Source organism: Pseudomonas sp. MDT1-17 (assembly GCF_054898105.1).
In genome coordinates, this window is the sequence record NZ_JBUBVM010000001.1 from 3,366,762 (window position 1) to 3,384,457 (window position 17,696).

Genomic DNA, 17,696 nt, shown 5'->3' on the forward strand with positions numbered 1-17,696 from the left:
CCAGGGCGGGTTTCCGCACCTAAGTAAGCTGCAACCGCCCTTTAAAAAACGCCCGGGCGAGATTCGCTCGGGCGTTTTTTTTCGAATCGACTTTATACAAAATCAAGGAAATCGCCCGTATGTTGGACGCCAATCTTAAAGCCCAGTTGAAGTCATACCTGGAACGGGTCACCCAGCCGATCGAGATCATTGCCTCCCTCGACGACGGTGCGAAATCCCAGGAAATGCTTGCACTCCTGAAAGACGTTGCCAGTCTTTCCAACCAGATTACCTTGCTCGACAACGGTGACGATGCGCGTAAGCCATCGTTCTCGATCAACCGCCCGGGTGCTGATATCAGCCTGCGTTTCGCCGGCATCCCGATGGGTCACGAATTCACTTCGTTGGTGCTGGCCTTGCTGCAAGTCGGCGGCCACCCTTCGAAGGCCAGCGTTGAGGTGATCGAACAGATTCGTTCGCTCAAAGGCGAGTTCAGCTTCGAGACTTACTTCTCGCTGTCCTGCCAGAACTGCCCGGACGTGGTCCAGGCGTTGAACTTGATGGCCGTGCTCAACCCGAACATCCGCCACGTCGCCATCGACGGCGCGCTGTTCCAGGCCGAAGTCGATGATCGTCAGATCATGGCCGTGCCAAGCGTTTACCTGAATGGCGTGAACTTCGGCCAGGGCCGCATGGGCCTGGAAGAAATCCTCGCCAAAATCGACACCAGCGGTATCGAGCGTCAGGCCGAGAAGATCAACTCCAAAGAAGCGTTTGACGTACTGGTCGTCGGTGGTGGCCCGGCCGGTGCTTCGGCCGCAATTTATGCAGCCCGTAAAGGCATTCGCACCGGTGTAGCGGCTGAACGTTTTGGTGGGCAGGTGCTGGACACCATGGCCATCGAAAACTTCATCTCCGTGAAGGAAACTGAAGGGCCGAAACTGGCGGTGGCGCTGGAAGAACACGTCAAGCAATACGACGTCGACATCATGAACCTGCAACGCGCCGACAAGTTGGTGCCGGGCAAGAACGGTGAGCTGCACCAAATTCACTTCGCCAGCGGCGCGACCCTGAAAGCCAAGACTGTGATCCTGGCGACCGGTGCGCGGTGGCGTGAAATGAACGTCCCGGGCGAGCAGCAATACCGCAACAAAGGCGTGGCGTATTGCCCGCACTGCGACGGTCCGCTATTCAAAGGCAAGCGTGTGGCGGTGATTGGCGGCGGCAACTCCGGCGTCGAAGCGGCCATCGACCTGGCGGGTATCGTGTCTCACGTAACGCTGCTGGAGTTTGATGTACAGCTGCGCGCCGATGCGGTCTTGCAGCGCAAGTTGCACAGCCTGCCGAACGTCACCGTCATCACCAGTGCGCAAACCACCGAGGTGATGGGCGACGGTCAAAAGGTCAATGGCCTGCGTTACAAGGATCGCCAGTCGGACGAACTGCGTAGCGTCGAGCTGGAAGGGATCTTCGTGCAGATCGGTCTGTTACCCAACACAGACTGGCTCAAAGGCACCATCGAGTTGTCGCCTCGCGGTGAGATCATCGTCGATGCCCGTGGTAAAACCTCGATGCCGGGCGTGTTCGCTGCCGGTGACGTGACCACCGTGCCGTACAAGCAGATCGTGATTGCGGTGGGTGAGGGCGCCAAAGCCTCCCTGAGCGCATTCGATCACTTGATCCGGACCTCCGCGCCGGCATAAAACCCGATGCTGAAAACACAAAACCCCATGAGCGATCATGGGGTTTTTTGTGTGTGACTCAAAAGATCGCAGGCTTCGCCAGCTCCTACGGGTGTACACAGAACCCTGTAGGAGCTGGCGAAGCCTGCGATCTTTTGATTTTGATTACATCGGTGCGGGTTGAATGATTTCAACCCAGTAAGCATCCGGGTCCTTGATGAACGCCAGGCTCTTCATGCGGCCGTCATTCAGGCGTTTCTGGAAATCGCAGCCCAGCGCTTCGAAGCGCTCGCAGGCAGCGCGGATGTCCGGCACAGAGATGCAGATGTGGCCAAAACCGCGCGGGTCAGTGTTGCCGTTGTGGTAGGCGAAATCCGCGTCGTTCTCGGTGCCGTGGTTGTGGGTCAACTCAAGAATGCCGGGGATCGACTTCATCCACTCAGTGCGAGCGCCGGCGTCGGCCGGGATCTGGTTTTTATCGACCAGCGCCAGGAAGTACAGGCTGAACTCGGCTTCCGGGAAGTCGCGTTTTTCTACCAGCGAGAAACCCAGGATGCGCGTGTAGAAATCCAGGGACTTGGTGATGTCCTTGACCCGCAGCATGGTGTGGTTGAAGACGAACTTCTGTGTGGCGGTGTCAGGTTGGGCAGTCACGCCTGGGAAGGTGTTCAATTCGTGCAGGCTCATGGGCCCTCCGGAAAATAAGTGGGGCTAACGAATGGCGACAATGATACGCAAGGGTTCGGACATCACCAAACCCAAACCGTCGGCTATTGCCTGACAGACGGGCGAAGCTCAAACTTTACGGTTCTATCCGTGAGTGTCCATCGCAATGACTCGATTCTGTAAATCGACCTTCGTCCTGATTGGCGTGCTTTCAGCGGTTACCTGCGCCGACGCAGACGAGCCAATCATGACCTGGCCCAGCGGCTGGGAGGTCGAAGCCGTCCCGCACGATGCCGCCAACGCCCAGGTGTTCCGCCAGCGCGCGGTGAAAAACGATCAGGGCGGCACGCCGGTGATGGTGATGGAGTTGACCATGACTCAGGTGGAAAGCGGTCATCAGGTGAATCTGCAAGGCGTGTTGCTGGAGATGCGCAAGTCGGTGCAGAAGGACTTCTTTCAAGGCGGTTATCAAAGTGTCTGCAACAAGATTCACCCGGCGACCTTGAGCCGCTTATCAGCGCTGGAAACTACCTGCACGATCACGCAGAACGGTAGGCATGTGCTCTCTCAAACATTGGTTGCCGCCGTGGATGGCGATAAGGCCTATGTTCTTTCCTACGCGGGGCAGGCAGAGGTTTATAAGGCAAGTCAGGATGAAATAGAGGCAGCCCGTAACAGCTTGAAACTTTAGTTAAGGATTTCAATGGCTGCCGGTTTCAGCGCCTTCTGAAATTTTTAGATACCCAAAAGGACTAAACCCAAAGTTATTCAACAAGTAGTGAGTTGATCGACGTCAATCGTTGCATTTAGAAGGTGTCCATGAAAAAGCCCTGCATTGGCAGGGCTTTTTTTGTCACCGCGAGTGCTCAGCCGCGCAGCCAGGAATCAACGGTAGCTGCACCGTATTGTTCCTTCCAGGCTTTCAGTCCGCGGTGGTTGCCACCCTTGGTTTCAATCAGTTCACCGGTGTGCGGATTCTGATAAACCTTGACCACGCGTGCGCGGCGGGTTTTAGGCGCTGTTGCCTGTAGCAGGCCGGATTTTGCCGGGTTCGGATCGAGAATGGCGACGATGTCACGCAGGCTCTTGCCGTAGGTTTTCATCAGCCCCTGGAGCTTTTCTTCGAATTCGATTTCTTTCTTGAGCCCGGCATCGTTCTTCAGGGATTCCAGCTGTTTGAGCTGCTCTTGAAGGGCCTTTTCAGCTGCACGAAATTCAGCGAGTCTGGACAATATCTTTACTCCAATAGTGTGTTTGGCTGATACCAACCGCAAACAAAGCTATAAGCCAAGAGCCTTGAAGCGACTCGGTGATAGTGGCTCACCTGCCAATCTTGCGCAGGCATGAAAAATTGTAGTAGTTAATTGGCCAAGAGTAAATCCTGTCTTTTTCTTCATGTAACAACAGTAGTCTTTTGATTCAAATGGGTGCGCGGTCTCCTTGTCTCGTCGCTTAGAGCCGCTAGTTAATGGTGACTTAATGCGTTAATGAACTCTGCGCCGGGCATCGGCCGGCCGAACAGATAACCTTGCAGGAAGTTCACGCCGTGAGCGGTCAGATAATCACTTTGCTCTACGGTTTCCACGCCTTCGGCGACGATACCCAGATCGAGCTTGACCGAGAGTTCGATGATGGTGTCCAGAATGTGCCGTGAAAGCGCATCAACACCGATCATGGCGACAAAACTCTGGTCGATTTTCAGAAAGTCGACGTTGAACTGATGCAAGTAACCAAGGCTTGAGTGACCGGTGCCGAAGTCATCAATGGCGATCATCACGCCCAGCGCGTGGAGCTGCTCGAACAGTTGGTGGGTAATGGCCGTCGGCTCGATGAGTTCACGCTCGGTCAACTCCAGCACCAGGCAGACGGCACCTGGTGCGAAGGCACCGAGGAATTCGCGGCAATCCTTGACCAGTTCCAGGTCCTTGCAGTGGCTGGCGGTGATGTTGATGCCGATGTGGAAAGCGCCCTCGAACGAGGATGAAACAGGCGCCAGCAATGCGGCGGTCTGCTGCATCAGCGAGCGGGTCATCGGCACGATCAACCCGGAGTGTTCGGCAAACGGAATGAACAGATCCGGACGCACCAGACCTTCCTTTGGATGATTCCAGCGCATCAGCACCTCGGCGCCCGACCACCTTTTGTTGGCGCCATGCACCACAGGCTGAAAGTACGGAATGAACTCCGCAGCTTCCAGAGCGCGCTGCATTTCATGGCTGGGCGACGACGAGCGCTTCTGCAGGACGTGCCCGATTGCGCCTGAAACCACACCAAAGAAGATCAGCAAACTGAACAGCGATGGATACTCGCTGGTCATGTAACGCCAGGTTTCACCTTCGCGGAAGCCGGCCGCCACCGTGAAGGCATAACGCGAGGACGTCAGTGTGCTTTGCGCCACCGGCAAGGCGGGCAGGGCACCTTCGTGGACCTTGCCATCGGCGGACAACCAATCGGGGCCGACTTGCAGTAGCAGCACTGTCTTGCGACCGATCAGGCGCAGCACATTACTCAGGTGGTAACCGTCCAGGGTGGTCAGCGCCCCTTGCTTTCCTTCACTGAGTCGATACACCAGCAATGCGGTGTTGGGCGTGACCGGGTTGCCGTTCATGAGCCACAACTTGCCCTGGGTGTAGTCGCCGGGATTGACCGTCTCCTGATAGTCACCGAACAGCGAACTGCAATAAAGGGTGTTGTCCTGCACCAGACTGGTCGAGCGCACGAATGGACGGCGGGTGACCTGTTCGCGCAAGGCCAGTTTGACGTCGTTGCAATGTTGGCCCGCCAGCGGCAGCAATTCGTGCGCGGCCTGAGCGGTGTTGTCGAGCATCAATTCGAATTGATGAATGGCTTCTTCGGCGGTCTGCTCGGTGCTGTGTTTGAGTGCGCGTTCAGCCTGCATATAGAGAATGGCGAACCCCAGCAGTACCGGGAGTAATCCGCTCAGTAGCGTCACAGCGATCCTGACGCTGCGTTTGCGGCGATATTTGACGTTCAGCGGCATTTGCGAAACCTTTGACGATGAAATAGGGCTCTCAAATGCTGGCAGGGCGGGGCGCCTTCAAAAAAGAGTTCAAGTAGAGGCCATGATAGTTGGCTCTTGGCACGTGTGCCGCTCAGGGGTAGTTCAGACCCTCGGCCAATTTGATAAAAGCCAGCGCTGCAGGTGATGACTGGCGCTGGTCCAGCACCGCCAGACCCACCTGACGTGCGACCGGAGGCGACAGTGGTATTTTCACGTGGCGACTGTCGCGGCCGTCGGGCAATGAGCCTTCAGCCACGACCGTCAGCGCATCGCCTCGGCCAACGGTATCCAGCGTACTCAGTAGTTGCGAGCAGCGATAACGGACGTTCGGTGTCAGCCGGGCGGCACTGAACAGCCGCAACACCAGTTCCGAAGACCCGGCCTCGGTCAACACAAAGGGGTCGTTACACAAATCGCTCAAGCTCAGGCTGTCGCGACGGGCTAGCGGATGATTGACGGGCAGCAGTGCGACCATTTGGTCTTCGATCAGCGCAAAGGTGTCGAACCGCTCCTCGGGCAACACCACGAAGCCGATATCGATCCGACGCTCCTCCAACCACTGGATCACCTGCCGGTCCGGGCCTTCGTCAATGTGGACCTCGATGCCCGGGTGAGCCGCGCGGTAGTGCTGCAGGATCAGCGGCAGCAGTTTGATCGATGAGGTCGGGCCGAATGAGCCGATGCGCAAGGTACCGCGTTTCATTCCGCGCGCATCGGCCGCTTCCTGGCGCAAGGTATTGGCCAGGCCCAGCATCGCCCGGGCGCGCGGCAAAAGCTGTTGGCCGATATCGCTGAGTTCGACCTGGGACTGATGCCGACGCAGCAGCTCCACGCCCAATTCCTGTTCCAGCGACTTGAGGGCATGAGAGACCGCGGATTGGGAAATCCCCAAGCGATGGGCTGCCGCGGTAAAACCGTGAAGCTCGGCGACCAGAGAAAAAATCTCCAGTTGGGTAAGGGTCATGAGTGTTTGCTCATTTTACGATGACAAGGTATTAGCCAGATGATACGTCATCTTCCCCGATATCTCGTTCTGGAAACCTATGACAACCTGTGAGCAGAGCCTGTCCAACCCTTCGGATGTGTCGGTTTATCTGAAACTGGCGGCAGTCACCATGATCTGGGGCGGCACCTTTGTCGCCGGGCGGTTTCTGGTTGACAGCCTCAGCCCCTTGTTTGCCGCCAGCCTGCGATTCTTTTTGGCCAGCGTGGCGTTGCTGGTGTTTCTGCTACTGGCCCGCGTGCCTCTCGCAAGGCCCAACCCGAGGCAATGGCTGCAATTGGCGCTGCTGGGTTTTTTCGGGATCTTTTTCTACAACCTGTGCTTCTTTTATGGCTTGCACTACATCAATGCCTCGCGGGCGTCATTGATCGTGGCGTTGAACCCGGCGGTGATCGGCCTGGCATCATGGTTGCTATTCAAGGAGCGCTTGAGTCGAGCAAAAGTCATCGGGATTGCGATCTGTATTGCTGGAGCGAGCCTGGTGATCGTCAGCCGTAACCCACAATTGTTGGCCGGCAATCCCGATGCCTGGATCGGCGATCTGTTGATTTTCGGCTGCGTGCTCGGCTGGGGCGTTTATTCGCTATTCTCCAAAGACCTGAATCAAACCCTGGGGCCGGTGCAAACGGTGACGTACTCGATTCTGATGGGCACGCTGATGCTGTGGGTGACCAGTGCTGTTCGCGGTGAGTTGAGTATTGCTGTACTCGCCAGCCTCGGACCAATGCAGTGGTTGAGCCTGATGTACCTGGGCGTATTGGGTTCGGCGCTGGCCTATATCGGCTATTTCCGACGGCATTCGAAAAATCGGCGCGACGCGTTCAGGCGTGTTCATCGCCCTGAACCCGCTGACGGCGGTGATCCTCGGTGTGCTGCTGTTGGGCGAGCAGTTGACCCTGACGATGTGCCTTGGCGGCGGGCTGATCCTCGCGGGGATTTTCCTGTGCAACAAACCCCTTGCGCGAGCAGGGAAAAAGGGGATTTGATACAGAAGGCGGACAAACCGATTTACGCTGTGTAGAATCGGGTTACGCATATAAGAATAATCGTCTTCTGGCAGCAGAAGCCTCGCCCGCAAGAGCCTTGGGTCGACAATGAAGAGTTTTGGGTTTCAATTGATCTACGGTGACTTTCTCGCCCGCAGCGTGCGGGGCATCTCCTGCGCGCCACCCGCCGGTCTCAGCATTGCTAGCAACTAACGATCCGTTAATTGATAAAAAAATGATGAGGCGCCAACCATGGCAGATTTATACGAAAACCCAATGGGCCTGATGGGCTTTGAATTCATCGAGTTCGCATCGCCGACCCCGAATACCCTGGAGCCGATCTTCAAGATCATGGGCTTCACCAAGGTCGCGACCCACCGTTCCAAAGACGTGCACCTGTATCGCCAGGGCCAGATCAACCTGATCCTCAACAACGAACCTAACAGCGTCGCTTCTTACTTCGCGGCCGAGCACGGTCCGTCGGTGTGCGGCATGGCGTTCCGCGTCAAGAATGCCCAGCAGGCGTTTGCCCGAGCCCTGGAACTTGGCGCCCAGCCGATTCACATCGAAACCGGCCCGATGGAACTGAACCTGCCAGCGATCAAAGGCATCGGCGGTGCGCCGCTGTACCTGATCGACCGTTTCGGCGAAGGCAGTTCGATCTACGACATTGACTTCGTGTTCATCGAAGGCGTTGACCGCAACCCGGTCGGGGCCGGCCTGAAGATCATCGACCACCTGACCCACAACGTGTATCGCGGTCGCATGGCCTACTGGGCCAACTTCTACGAGAAGCTGTTCAACTTCCGCGAGATCCGTTATTTCGACATCAAAGGCGAATACACCGGCCTGACCTCCAAGGCCATGACCGCGCCGGACGGCATGATCCGAATCCCGCTGAACGAAGAGTCGTCCAAGGGTGCCGGGCAGATCGAAGAGTTCCTGATGCAGTTCAACGGCGAGGGCATTCAGCACGTGGCCTTCCTGTCCGATGACCTGATCAAGACCTGGGATCATTTGAAAAGCATTGGCATGCGCTTCATGACCGCGCCGCCGGAAACCTATTACGAAATGCTCGAAGGCCGTTTGCCGAACCACGGTGAGCCGGTTGATCAACTGCAATCGCGCGGCATTCTGCTGGACGGTTCGTCCGAGTCGGGTGACAAGCGTCTGCTGCTGCAGATCTTCTCGGAAACCCTGATGGGCCCGGTGTTCTTCGAATTCATCCAGCGTAAAGGCGACGATGGCTTCGGCGAAGGTAACTTCAAGGCGTTGTTCGAATCCATCGAGCGCGACCAGGTTCGTCGTGGCGTGCTCTCCACCGACTAAGCCGTTTCAGATGTAAAAAAGCCCGGTCAGCAGCAATGCTGGCCGGGCTTTTTCGTGTCGGTCCTACAACGATTTTCGTCGATGCCGGACCAGGTGTTTGAACCCTTCGAACACCAGCACAACCACCGCCAACCAAATCGGGATGTAGGTCAGCCACTCACCGGCCTTGATGCTTTCCCCCAGCAGCAACGCAACGCCGAGCAACAGCACCGGCTCGACATAGCTCAACAACCCGAACAGGCTGAACGGCAATAGCCGGCTGGCGATGATGTAGACCACCAACGCCGAAGCGCTGATCACCCCGAGCAACGGGATCAGCAGCGACAGCCACGGATGTTGATCGAACACGCCGAAACCCTGTTCACCGCCCTGAACGAACCAGAACGCCACTGGCAGCATCAAGGCCATGTCCACCCACAAACCACCAAGATTATCTGTGGCCAGCCACTTGCGCAGGATGAAATAGGTCGGGTATCCGACGACGACCAGTAACGTCGCCCAAGAGAATCCGCCCACTTGATACAGCTCATTGAGCACACCGAGAGAGGCGAAAAACACGGCAACCTTTTGCAGGTAGGACAACCGCTCGCCATAAGCGATTCGCCCCGTCAGAACCATGGACAGCGGTAACAGGAAATAGCCCAGTGACACGTCAAGGCTATAGCCGTTGAGCGGCGCCCACATAAATAGCCAGAGCTGAAGGCCAAGCAGCGTCGAGGAAACGATCAGGCCGGCGAGTATCTTGGGTTTGCCGCCCAGTAGGCGAAGGATGGCGACCGCGCGTTTCCATTCACCGGAGACCACCATGAACACGGTCATGCACGGTAGGGTCAGCAGCATCCGCCAGCCGAAAATTTCCACGCCGCTCAAAGGCGAGAGCAGCGAGGTGTAGTAATACATGACGGCAAACAGCACCGAGGCTGAAACCGATAGAGCGATACCTTTAGACAAACTGTCCTCGCGGGGTTGAACGTTAAAAGGGTGCGGAGGATACGTGGTTCGGTCGGAGAATGTGTCGCCAGATAAAAGATCGCAGCCTTCGGCAGCTCCTACTGGGGTACACCAATCTATGTAGGAGCTGGCGAAGCCTGCGATCTTTTGCTGTTAGCGCGGTTTTCGCCCCGACACAAAGTGGCTCACATCATTAAACCCCGGCGTCGACGCATGCCCAGGCACAACCAGCGAATCAATGAACGCTTCATCCTCCGCCGTAATCTTCACCGCCTGAGCCTTAGTGTAGGCATCCCACTGTTCTTCAGTCCGCGGTCCAACGATGGCCGAGGTGACGGCGCTGTTGTTGAGCACCCAGGCGATGGCGAATTCGACGATGCCCACGCCGCGGCCTTCGGTGTACTGCTGGATCTGCTGAGCAATGCGCAGTGATTCGACGCGCCATTCGGTTTCCAGAATGCGTTTGTCCTGACGGCCCGCGCGGCTGTTGGCGTCCGGAGTCACGTCGGGTGCGTATTTACCGCTGAGCACACCGCGAGCCAGCGGGCTGTAAGGCACCACGCCGAGGCCATAGTTTTGCGCGGCGGTAATCTGCTCGGTTTCCACCTGACGGTTGACGATGTTGTACAGCGGTTGACTGATGACCGGCCGATCGACGCCCAGTTGATCGGCCACACGAATTACCTCGGCGATGCGCCAGCCACGGTAGTTCGAGAGGCCCCAGTAGCGGATTTTGCCCTGGCGGATCAAATCGCCGATGGCCGACACCGTGACTTCCAGTGGCGTGTTGTGGTCTTCGCGGTGCAGGTAATAGATGTCGAGATAGTCGGTACCGAGACGGGTCAGGCTGGCGTCGATACCATTGAAAATGTGCTTGCGACTCAGGCCGCTGCGGTTCGGCACACCGTCCACCGGGCCGAAACCGACCTTGGTCGCCAGCACCCATTCGTGGCGGTTGCCGGCAATCGCTTCGCCGACGATCTCTTCGGATCGGCCGTTGGTGTAAACGTCTGCGGTGTCGATGAAATTGACGCCCTGGTCCCAAGCCTTGTCGATGATCCGCAGGGAATCTTCGGTGCTGGTCTGTTCGCCGAACATCATGGTGCCCAGGGTCAGGGTGGATACCTGCAAACCCGAATGACCCAGCGTGCGATAGCTCATGACTAAATCCTTTTACCGGTGGGAAAGGCTCAATCAAATACCAGAATGGTGGGGCGGGGCAAACGGAAATATTGAGTTCGATGTTCGACTGACAGAGGCAGCGTCGAGAGGGCAATAAAAAGTAATGTTTAAGTAGCCTCTCGGAACTGTCTGCGAGGCTACACATCCTTGCGTCATTGCCTACGACTGCGCCAGAATCCGCCGGCTTGTGCGCCTTGGCCCCGGATCTTATCGTTACCCCGTCGCTGAAAAACAGCGATGGGGTTTGGTAGCCCCGGGTTAATGCAAGGTGTACAGCTCACCATTCGTGGCGTTTTTCGTCTCGGTTTTATGGTGGTCATGCACAGGGCGCTTTCGGGCGCGCCGGTCTCCTTGCATCCCGGTCTACCAACCTGCGCATGGCCGCCACCCTTCGTTTGGTAGCGAGGGTGATGGCTCCTTTTTACGATGCAAGGAGTTTCATCTATGTTCAAACCAACGCCAAATCCTCCGGAATCGGACGACGTTTCCCCCTACGAAACCGCCGATTCCAAAAAACTCAACGAGGCCGCCGAACGCGCTCTCGACTTCCACTTCCCGTCAAGTGCCGACATCAAAGCCACCCCGCGAACACGCAGCACCCTGTTTACCGTGGACCCGGAGGCCACGACCGAAACCTTGGCGGTTTATCTGGTTGAAACGCTGGCCTCGGTCGATGTGATGGTGCACCAGTTGGTGGATCATCTGGAGGGTGAGTCGCGTTACGCGCTTTTGGGTATTTCGAACAGCATCATGGTGGCGGAGATCACGGCGAACCGGGTGCTGGATAACGTCGATCCGCAGGGTTAGCGCAGATTCTGAAGTGAGCACTTTCCTGTGGCGAGGGGGTAAACCCCCTCGCCACAAAAGCCTGTGTACGCGCAAAATAAGAAACGGCCCGAAAGGGCCGTTTTTGTTGGAGAGCGCGTTCAGCGGTGATGCCTTACACCCGCAACGTCCGCGTCATACGCAACGCCAACAAACTCCCGCACACAATCACACCCGCCAGCACATACAACGCCGCATCAGTCGAACCAGTGCTGTCCTTGACCCAGCCCACCAGATACGGACTGAGGAAACCCGCCATCTGCCCCATGGAGTTGATCAACGCCAAACCACCCGCCGCAGCACCCGCGCTGAGTAGCGCAGTGGGCACTGGCCAAAACATCGGCAGGCCGGTGAGGGCGCCCATGGTGGCGATGGTCAGACCGAGGATGGCGATGGCCGGGTTGGCGGCGAAGTTCACGGCGATCAGCAGACCCAATGCCCCCATCAGCATCGGCACCACCAAGTGCCAACGGCGTTCTTTGCGCAGGTCGGCGGAGCGGCCGACCATTAACATGAACAACGCCGCCAGCAGGTACGGAATCGCACTGAGCCAGCCGATCACCAGGTTATCGCTGAAGCCCAGGTTCTTGATGATCGAGGGCAGCCAGAAGTTGATCGCGTAGACGCCGCTCTGGATGCAGAAGTAGATCAGACCAAACGCCCAGATCGCCGGGTTCTTGAACACCGCCAGCAGTGAGTCGGTGGTGCTTTTCGGTTTGTTGGCCAGGTCTTCAGCATGGTCGGCTTCCAGCACCGAGCGCTCGAACGGCGTGAGCCATTTGGCATTGGCATAACTGTCGCTGAGCAGGAAGTACGCCAGCGCGCCGAGAATCACTGTCGGGATACCTTGCAACAGGAACAGCCATTGCCAGCCGGCCAAGCCACCTTGGCCGGCGCCGAAGTGATTGAGGATCCAGCCGGAAAACGGGCTGCCGAGCAGGCCGGACACGGGGATCGCCGACATGAACAGTGCCATGATGCGGCCACGGCGGAAGGTCGGGAACCACTGCGAAAGGTAAAGCACCACGCCCGGAAAGAATCCGGCTTCGGCCGCGCCGGTGAACAGGCGCAGGGTGTAGAACTCGGTGGGTGTGGTGACAAACAGCAAACAGGTCGAGAGCGAGCCCCAGACGATCATCATCAGCGCGATCCAGCGGCGCGGGCCGAATTTGGTCAGGGCCAGGTTGCTCGGTACGCCGCACAGCACGTAGCCGATAAAGAAGATCCCGGCCCCGAGGCCGTACACGGTTTCGCTGAATTTCAGTGCGTCGAGCATCTGCAGCTTGGCAAATCCAACGTTCACCCGGTCGAGGTAGTTGAACAGGTAGCAGATGAAGATGAAGGGAATCAAACGCAGGGTAATGCGTTTGTAGACGGCGTTTTTCTCGTCAACGATGGCCTGGGTAGTGGCGGCGCTCTGTGACATGGCAGCTCTCTCTTTATTATGATTTTTTGCGATGCAAAGGGTAACGTTGATCGCCCAACGAGTCTCGGCCACCCCTTGGGTCGTTGTCTTTGTGCCTGAGCACAGGGTTTGCAACCAAGGCCTGTGCGGGTGAACAATCCGCCCATCACGCTTTCAAGGATCACCGCTATGTTCGAACTCGATCACGACCTGGCCCAGGACATCGTCGACCGGGCGATGGCCATCCTGCCGTACAACGTCAACGTCATGGACAGCCAGGGGCTGATTCTCGGCAGCGGCGAACCTGAGCGCGTCAACACCCGTCACGAAGGCGCGCAACTGGTGCTGGCCAACGGGCGGGTGGTGGAGATCGACGCCCAGACAGCGATTCATCTCAAAGGGGTGCAGCCGGGCATCAACTTGCCGCTGTTGCTCGATCAGCGCTTGATTGGCGTGCTGGGCATCACCGGCGAACCCGAGCAATTGCGCACCTACGCCGAACTGGTGCGGATGACCGCCGAGATGTTGGTCGGCCAGCGCAATCAGCAGGCCGAACAGCAATGGCGGCGTCAGCGTTGCGACGATCTGCTGGCATTGCTGCTCAGTGAGGCCGGGGATTCACCGCGGCTGATCGATGAAGCGCAACAGCTGGGGCTCAAGCCGCAGATGACGCGGGTGCCGTATCTGTTCGAGTTAGGGATGGAACACGGTCCGGGGCAAACCGTCGAGGCGCTCAGCGCCTGGCTGATGTCGCGCTACGCGGACAGTTGGTGTGTGAGTTCGGCCAAGTCCTCGTTGCTCTGGTGCCGGCCAGCTAGCCAGGCGATCGAGAATGATCGGCTGCTGGAGAAGCTCGATGGCCTGGGCTGGAACATCCTGCGCATTGCCGTAGGAGGGCAGGCCGATGGGCTGTCCGGACTGCGCCGCTGTTATCGCCGTGTCGGCGACTTGCTGGCCTATGGGCGCGATGTGTTGCCGCACTCCCGTTTGCTGACGCTCACCCGTTACCGGTTGCCGGTGATGCTCTGGCGGCACCGCAACGACGACGCGCTGGACGAGCTGCTCAAACCGCTGCGCAAAGTCATCGCCAAGGATGGCAACGGCCAATTGCTGGCAACCCTGCGCAGCTGGTGCGATCACGACGGCCAGAGCCAGGCCTGTGCCGATGCACTGGGCATCCACCGCAACAGCCTGCGTTATCGGATGGAGCGAATTGCCGAGCTCAGCGGCGTCGACCCGCTCAGGCTGGACGGGATGCTCGCGCTTTATCTCGGTGTGCAACTCCTGCCCCAAACCGACTGATACACACGATCCCGTAGGAGCTGCCGCAGGCTGCGATCTTTTGATCTTGATTTTCAGCGAGCCCGAAAAGAGCAAGATCAAAAGATCGCAGCCTGCGGCAGCTCCTACATTGATCGATGTGAATGGAGAAGGGGTTTGTGGAAATGAACAATAATCGGCATGCCCGCTTGTGCAGCGGACCGGCGTTATTGTTCTTGCCTGCTGGCAGCATGGAACGTATTGGAACTGGAGAATTCGCATGAAAATCGTCATCGCCCCCGATTCGTTCAAGGACAGCCTGAGTGCCCAGGGTGTGGCTGATGCCATTGCCCAAGGATTGGCTGAGGTCTGGCCCGATGCAGAGCTGGTCAAATGCCCGATGGCTGACGGCGGGGAGGGGACCGTCGAGTCGATTCTGGCGGCGTGCGAGGGCGAACTGCGCCGAACCCACGTCCGCGGGCCGCTCGGCGCAACGGTTGAGGCCGCCTGGGGCTGGTTGCCCCAAAGCCACACGGCGATTATCGAAATGGCCGAGGCCAGTGGCCTGCAACTGGTTCCGCCAGGCCAGCGTGATGCCTGCATCAGCAGCACGTTCGGCACCGGCGAATTGATCCGCACCGCGCTCGACGCCGGAGCGCAACGGGTCATTCTGGCGATTGGTGGCAGCGCCACCAACGACGGCGGTGCGGGGGCGATGCAGGCCTTAGGTGTGAAATTGCTGGACGCACAGGGCCAGACGCTTGCACCGGGCGGTCTGGCGCTCACGCAATTAGCGCGAATCGACATGAGTGAAATCGATCCGCGTCTGGCCGAGGTGCGATTCGACATCGCCGCCGACGTGAACAACCCACTGTGCGGCCCTCATGGTGCCTCAGCGATTTTCGGCCCGCAGAAAGGCGCGTCGCCCGAGCAAGTCCAGCAATTGGATATCGCGCTTGGGCACTTCGCCGAACGGTGCGCTCAGGTCCTGAACAACGACGTACGTGAAGAACCGGGCAGCGGTGCGGCGGGAGGGCTGGGCTTTGCCGCCAAAGCGTTTCTGGGCGCGCAGTTCAAGGCCGGCGTTGAAGTGATCGCTGAACTGGTCGGCCTCGACGCTGCAGTCAAGGGCGCCGATTTGGTGATCACCGGAGAAGGCCGTTTCGATGCGCAGACCCTACGCGGCAAGACGCCGTTTGGTGTGGCGCGTATCGCTCGGCAGCAGGGCGTGCCGGTGATCGTCATCGCCGGGACACTGGGCGAGGGTTATCAGGCGCTGTATGAACATGGCATTGATGCTGCGTTTGCCTTGGCCAGTGGGCCGATGACCCTGGAGCAGGCGTGTGCCGAGGCCTCGCGGTTGTTGCGGGAGCGGGCCATTGATGTTGCGCGGGTTTGGCGGGTGGCCGCCCGCAAAGCCTGAAACCGTACGATCACCTGTAGCAGCTGCCGAGCCTGCGAGGCTGCGTTCGACTGCGAAGCAGTCGTAAATCCGGCAACCGGTTTTTCCTGACACACCGCGCCGCATGACTTCACGACTGCTTCGCAGCCGAACGCAGCCTCGCAGGCTCGGCAGCTGCTACATGTAATTCGGTGAAATATTTTTCTCCAATCCCCGCAGGAATCCTCATCCCCAGCCGATACAGCCAATAGGCCCACACAAACCAATTCCAACAGTGGCGCCAAGCTGAAACCGCGCGCGCCATCGCCCGCCATTCAGCGATCACGGCAAGGATGCTCGCAGCCTCAATCACCCGAGAATCATCCTATGTCACTGCGTAATCTGAATATCGCGCCTCGAGCCTTCCTGGGTTTTTCCTTCATTGCCTTGCTCGTCATCGTGCTGGGTGTGTTTGCCGTGAACCGCATGTCGACCATCCGCCAAGCCTCCATCGACATGGCAACCACGCAGCTGCCCAGCATCGTGTTTCTCGGCAACCTGACAGAAAACATGCTGCGCCTGCGCATTCTTTCTTTCCGGGTGTTGGTCAACCGTGATCCGAACGCGTTGCAGGAAGCGCAGACGCGCATCGGCGTGCTGGTCGACAAGGTTCGCAGCGCACAAGCCAGTTATGCAGCGTTGCCGGCCACCCCGGAAGAAGCCGCGCTGTACGAGACGTTCACGACAACACTGGACAACTATATGCAAGACCAGAATCAGATGCTGGAGCTGTCGCGGCAGAACAAACTCGATGAGATGCGCACGCTGATTAACACCCGGATCAAGGACGGTACGGACCAGATGGGCGAGCAGTTGAACAAACTGGTAGCGTTCAACAACACATATGCGAAAACCGCCTCGGCCGAAGCGGGTGAGCACTACAGCAACGCCGTGACCGGCATCATCGCAGTGGTGGTGATTTCGGCGCTGATGACCGTGCTGCTGGCCTGGCTGCTGACCCGCAGCATCGTCACGCCGCTCAACCGTGCGCTCCAGGCGGCCGAAACCATTGCGGGCGGCAACCTGACTAAAACCATCGACATCGACGGCAAGGACGAACCGGCCCGTTTGCTCGGTGCCTTGTCCACGATGCAAACTAACCTGCGCAAAACCATCGAACAGATCGCCGGCTCCGCCACCCAACTGGGTGCCGCCGCTGAAGAACTCAGCACGGTCACCCAAGAAGCCTCCCGCGGACTGCAACAGCAGAACAACGAAATCGAACAGGCCGCCACTGCCGTCAACGAAATGACCGCCGCTGTGGAAGAAGTCGCGCGCAACGCGGTGTCGACGTCCGAAGCCTCGAATCAGTCGACCCAGGCGGCCCGCGAAGGCCGCGACCGTGTGGTGGAAACCGTCGGCGCGATCCAGACCATGACCCACGATGTGCAAAACACCTCGGTGATGATCGAAGGCCTGGCCGCTCAGGGGCGCGACATCGGCAAGGTGCTGGACGTGATCCGCGCCATCGCCGAACAGACCAACCTGTTGGCGCTGAACGCCGCGATCGAGGCCGCTCGTGCCGGTGAAGCCGGGCGCGGTTTTGCGGTGGTGGCGGACGAGGTCCGGGCGCTGGCCCATCGCACCGCGCAATCGACCCAGGAAATCGAAAAAATGGTCGCCGGCATCCAGAACGGCACCGGCGAAGCGGTTTCGTCGATGCAGCAAAGCAATCAACGCACCCAAAGCACCCTGGAAATGGCCCGCGCCGCCGGTGTCGCGCTGGAGCAGATCACCCAGTCGATCCAACTGATCAACGAACGCAACCTGGTGATCGCCAGCGCTTCGGAAGAACAGGCCCAGGTTTCCCGCGAAGTCGACCGCAATCTGGTAAACATCCGCGACCTGGCCACCCAGTCCGCCGCTGGCGCCAACCAGACCAGCGCCGCCACTCACGAACTGTCGCGCCTGGCCGTGGATTTAAATGCCATGGTGGCGCGTTTCGTGATTTGAGATAGGGTTGAG

At 58.5% G+C, this 17,696-nt stretch carries 14 protein-coding genes and 1 pseudogene; 8 read left to right on the forward strand and 7 right to left on the reverse strand.

Going from position 1 to position 17,696, the window contains the following annotated elements:
- Positions 1-119 precede the first annotated feature (119 nt).
- The gene (ahpF, locus tag ACYZTX_RS15570) at positions 120-1,682 is read left to right on the forward strand and encodes an alkyl hydroperoxide reductase subunit F (RefSeq protein ID WP_462034809.1); all 1,563 of its coding nucleotides are present in this window, start codon (positions 120-122) and stop codon (positions 1,680-1,682) included.
- A gap of 144 nt (positions 1,683-1,826) precedes the next feature.
- Here the strand turns inward: ahpF and gloA are convergent, their stop codons facing one another.
- On the reverse strand, positions 1,827-2,348 hold the full coding sequence (gene gloA / locus ACYZTX_RS15575) for a lactoylglutathione lyase (RefSeq protein ID WP_462034810.1): 522 nt from the start codon (positions 2,346-2,348) through the stop codon (positions 1,827-1,829).
- A 145-nt stretch (positions 2,349-2,493) separates the two neighbouring features.
- On the opposite strand from gloA, the gene ACYZTX_RS15580 reads away from it, so the two are divergent.
- On the forward strand, positions 2,494-3,018 hold the full coding sequence (locus ACYZTX_RS15580; protein ID WP_462034811.1) for a DUF4946 domain-containing protein: 525 nt from the start codon (positions 2,494-2,496) through the stop codon (positions 3,016-3,018).
- Between the two features lie 175 nt (positions 3,019-3,193).
- Here ACYZTX_RS15580 and ACYZTX_RS15585 read toward each other — a convergent pair whose 3' ends face one another.
- From ACYZTX_RS15585 to ACYZTX_RS15595, 3 genes are all read right to left on the reverse strand, one after another.
- A complete protein-coding gene (locus tag ACYZTX_RS15585) occupies positions 3,194-3,559 on the reverse strand; it encodes a histone-like nucleoid-structuring protein, MvaT/MvaU family (protein WP_462034812.1) in 366 nt (121 codons plus the stop codon).
- 233 nt (positions 3,560-3,792) lie between these two features.
- Positions 3,793-5,328 carry an EAL domain-containing protein gene (locus ACYZTX_RS15590; protein ID WP_462034813.1) on the reverse strand — a complete coding sequence of 512 codons (1,536 nt, stop codon included), beginning with the start codon at positions 5,326-5,328 and terminating at the stop codon, positions 3,793-3,795.
- A gap of 112 nt (positions 5,329-5,440) precedes the next feature.
- Complete coding sequence (locus ACYZTX_RS15595; protein ID WP_462034814.1) at positions 5,441-6,313, reverse strand: LysR family transcriptional regulator; 873 nt, start codon at positions 6,311-6,313, stop codon at positions 5,441-5,443.
- Positions 6,314-6,392: 79 nt separating this feature from the next.
- On the opposite strand from ACYZTX_RS15595, the pseudogene ACYZTX_RS15600 reads away from it, so the two are divergent.
- Together ACYZTX_RS15600 and hppD are read left to right on the forward strand one after the other, a co-directional pair.
- Positions 6,393-7,338: pseudogene (locus tag ACYZTX_RS15600) on the forward strand (DMT family transporter).
- 252 nt (positions 7,339-7,590) lie between these two features.
- Complete coding sequence (gene hppD, locus ACYZTX_RS15605; protein WP_462034815.1) at positions 7,591-8,667, forward strand: 4-hydroxyphenylpyruvate dioxygenase; 1,077 nt, start codon at positions 7,591-7,593, stop codon at positions 8,665-8,667.
- Between the two features lie 63 nt (positions 8,668-8,730).
- Here hppD and rarD read toward each other — a convergent pair whose 3' ends face one another.
- Positions 8,731-9,618 carry an EamA family transporter RarD gene (gene rarD, locus ACYZTX_RS15610; RefSeq protein WP_462034816.1) on the reverse strand — a complete coding sequence of 296 codons (888 nt, stop codon included), beginning with the start codon at positions 9,616-9,618 and terminating at the stop codon, positions 8,731-8,733.
- A 153-nt stretch (positions 9,619-9,771) separates the two neighbouring features.
- Positions 9,772-10,779 (reverse strand): aldo/keto reductase, encoded by a 1,008-nt coding sequence (locus tag ACYZTX_RS15615; protein WP_462034817.1) that lies wholly within the window; start codon positions 10,777-10,779, stop codon positions 9,772-9,774.
- A gap of 465 nt (positions 10,780-11,244) precedes the next feature.
- Between ACYZTX_RS15615 and ACYZTX_RS15620 the strand changes: the two genes are divergently transcribed.
- Entirely contained in the window at positions 11,245-11,607 is a 363-nt protein-coding gene (locus tag ACYZTX_RS15620; RefSeq protein ID WP_462034818.1) for a DUF6124 family protein, read from the forward strand.
- Positions 11,608-11,740: 133 nt separating this feature from the next.
- Here the strand turns inward: ACYZTX_RS15620 and ACYZTX_RS15625 are convergent, their stop codons facing one another.
- Positions 11,741-13,051 (reverse strand): MFS transporter, encoded by a 1,311-nt coding sequence (locus tag ACYZTX_RS15625; protein ID WP_462034819.1) that lies wholly within the window; start codon positions 13,049-13,051, stop codon positions 11,741-11,743.
- Positions 13,052-13,219: 168 nt separating this feature from the next.
- On the opposite strand from ACYZTX_RS15625, the gene ACYZTX_RS15630 reads away from it, so the two are divergent.
- The 3 genes from ACYZTX_RS15630 to ACYZTX_RS15640 all read left to right on the forward strand — a co-directional run bounded on the left by ACYZTX_RS15630 (position 13,220) and on the right by ACYZTX_RS15640 (position 17,684).
- Positions 13,220-14,332 (forward strand): sugar diacid recognition domain-containing protein, encoded by a 1,113-nt coding sequence (locus ACYZTX_RS15630; protein WP_462034820.1) that lies wholly within the window; start codon positions 13,220-13,222, stop codon positions 14,330-14,332.
- 238 nt (positions 14,333-14,570) lie between these two features.
- The gene (locus tag ACYZTX_RS15635; RefSeq protein ID WP_462034821.1) at positions 14,571-15,713 is read left to right on the forward strand and encodes a glycerate kinase; all 1,143 of its coding nucleotides are present in this window, start codon (positions 14,571-14,573) and stop codon (positions 15,711-15,713) included.
- A 345-nt stretch (positions 15,714-16,058) separates the two neighbouring features.
- The gene (locus tag ACYZTX_RS15640; RefSeq protein WP_462034822.1) at positions 16,059-17,684 is read left to right on the forward strand and encodes a methyl-accepting chemotaxis protein; all 1,626 of its coding nucleotides are present in this window, start codon (positions 16,059-16,061) and stop codon (positions 17,682-17,684) included.
- The last annotated feature ends 12 nt before the right edge of the window (positions 17,685-17,696 follow it).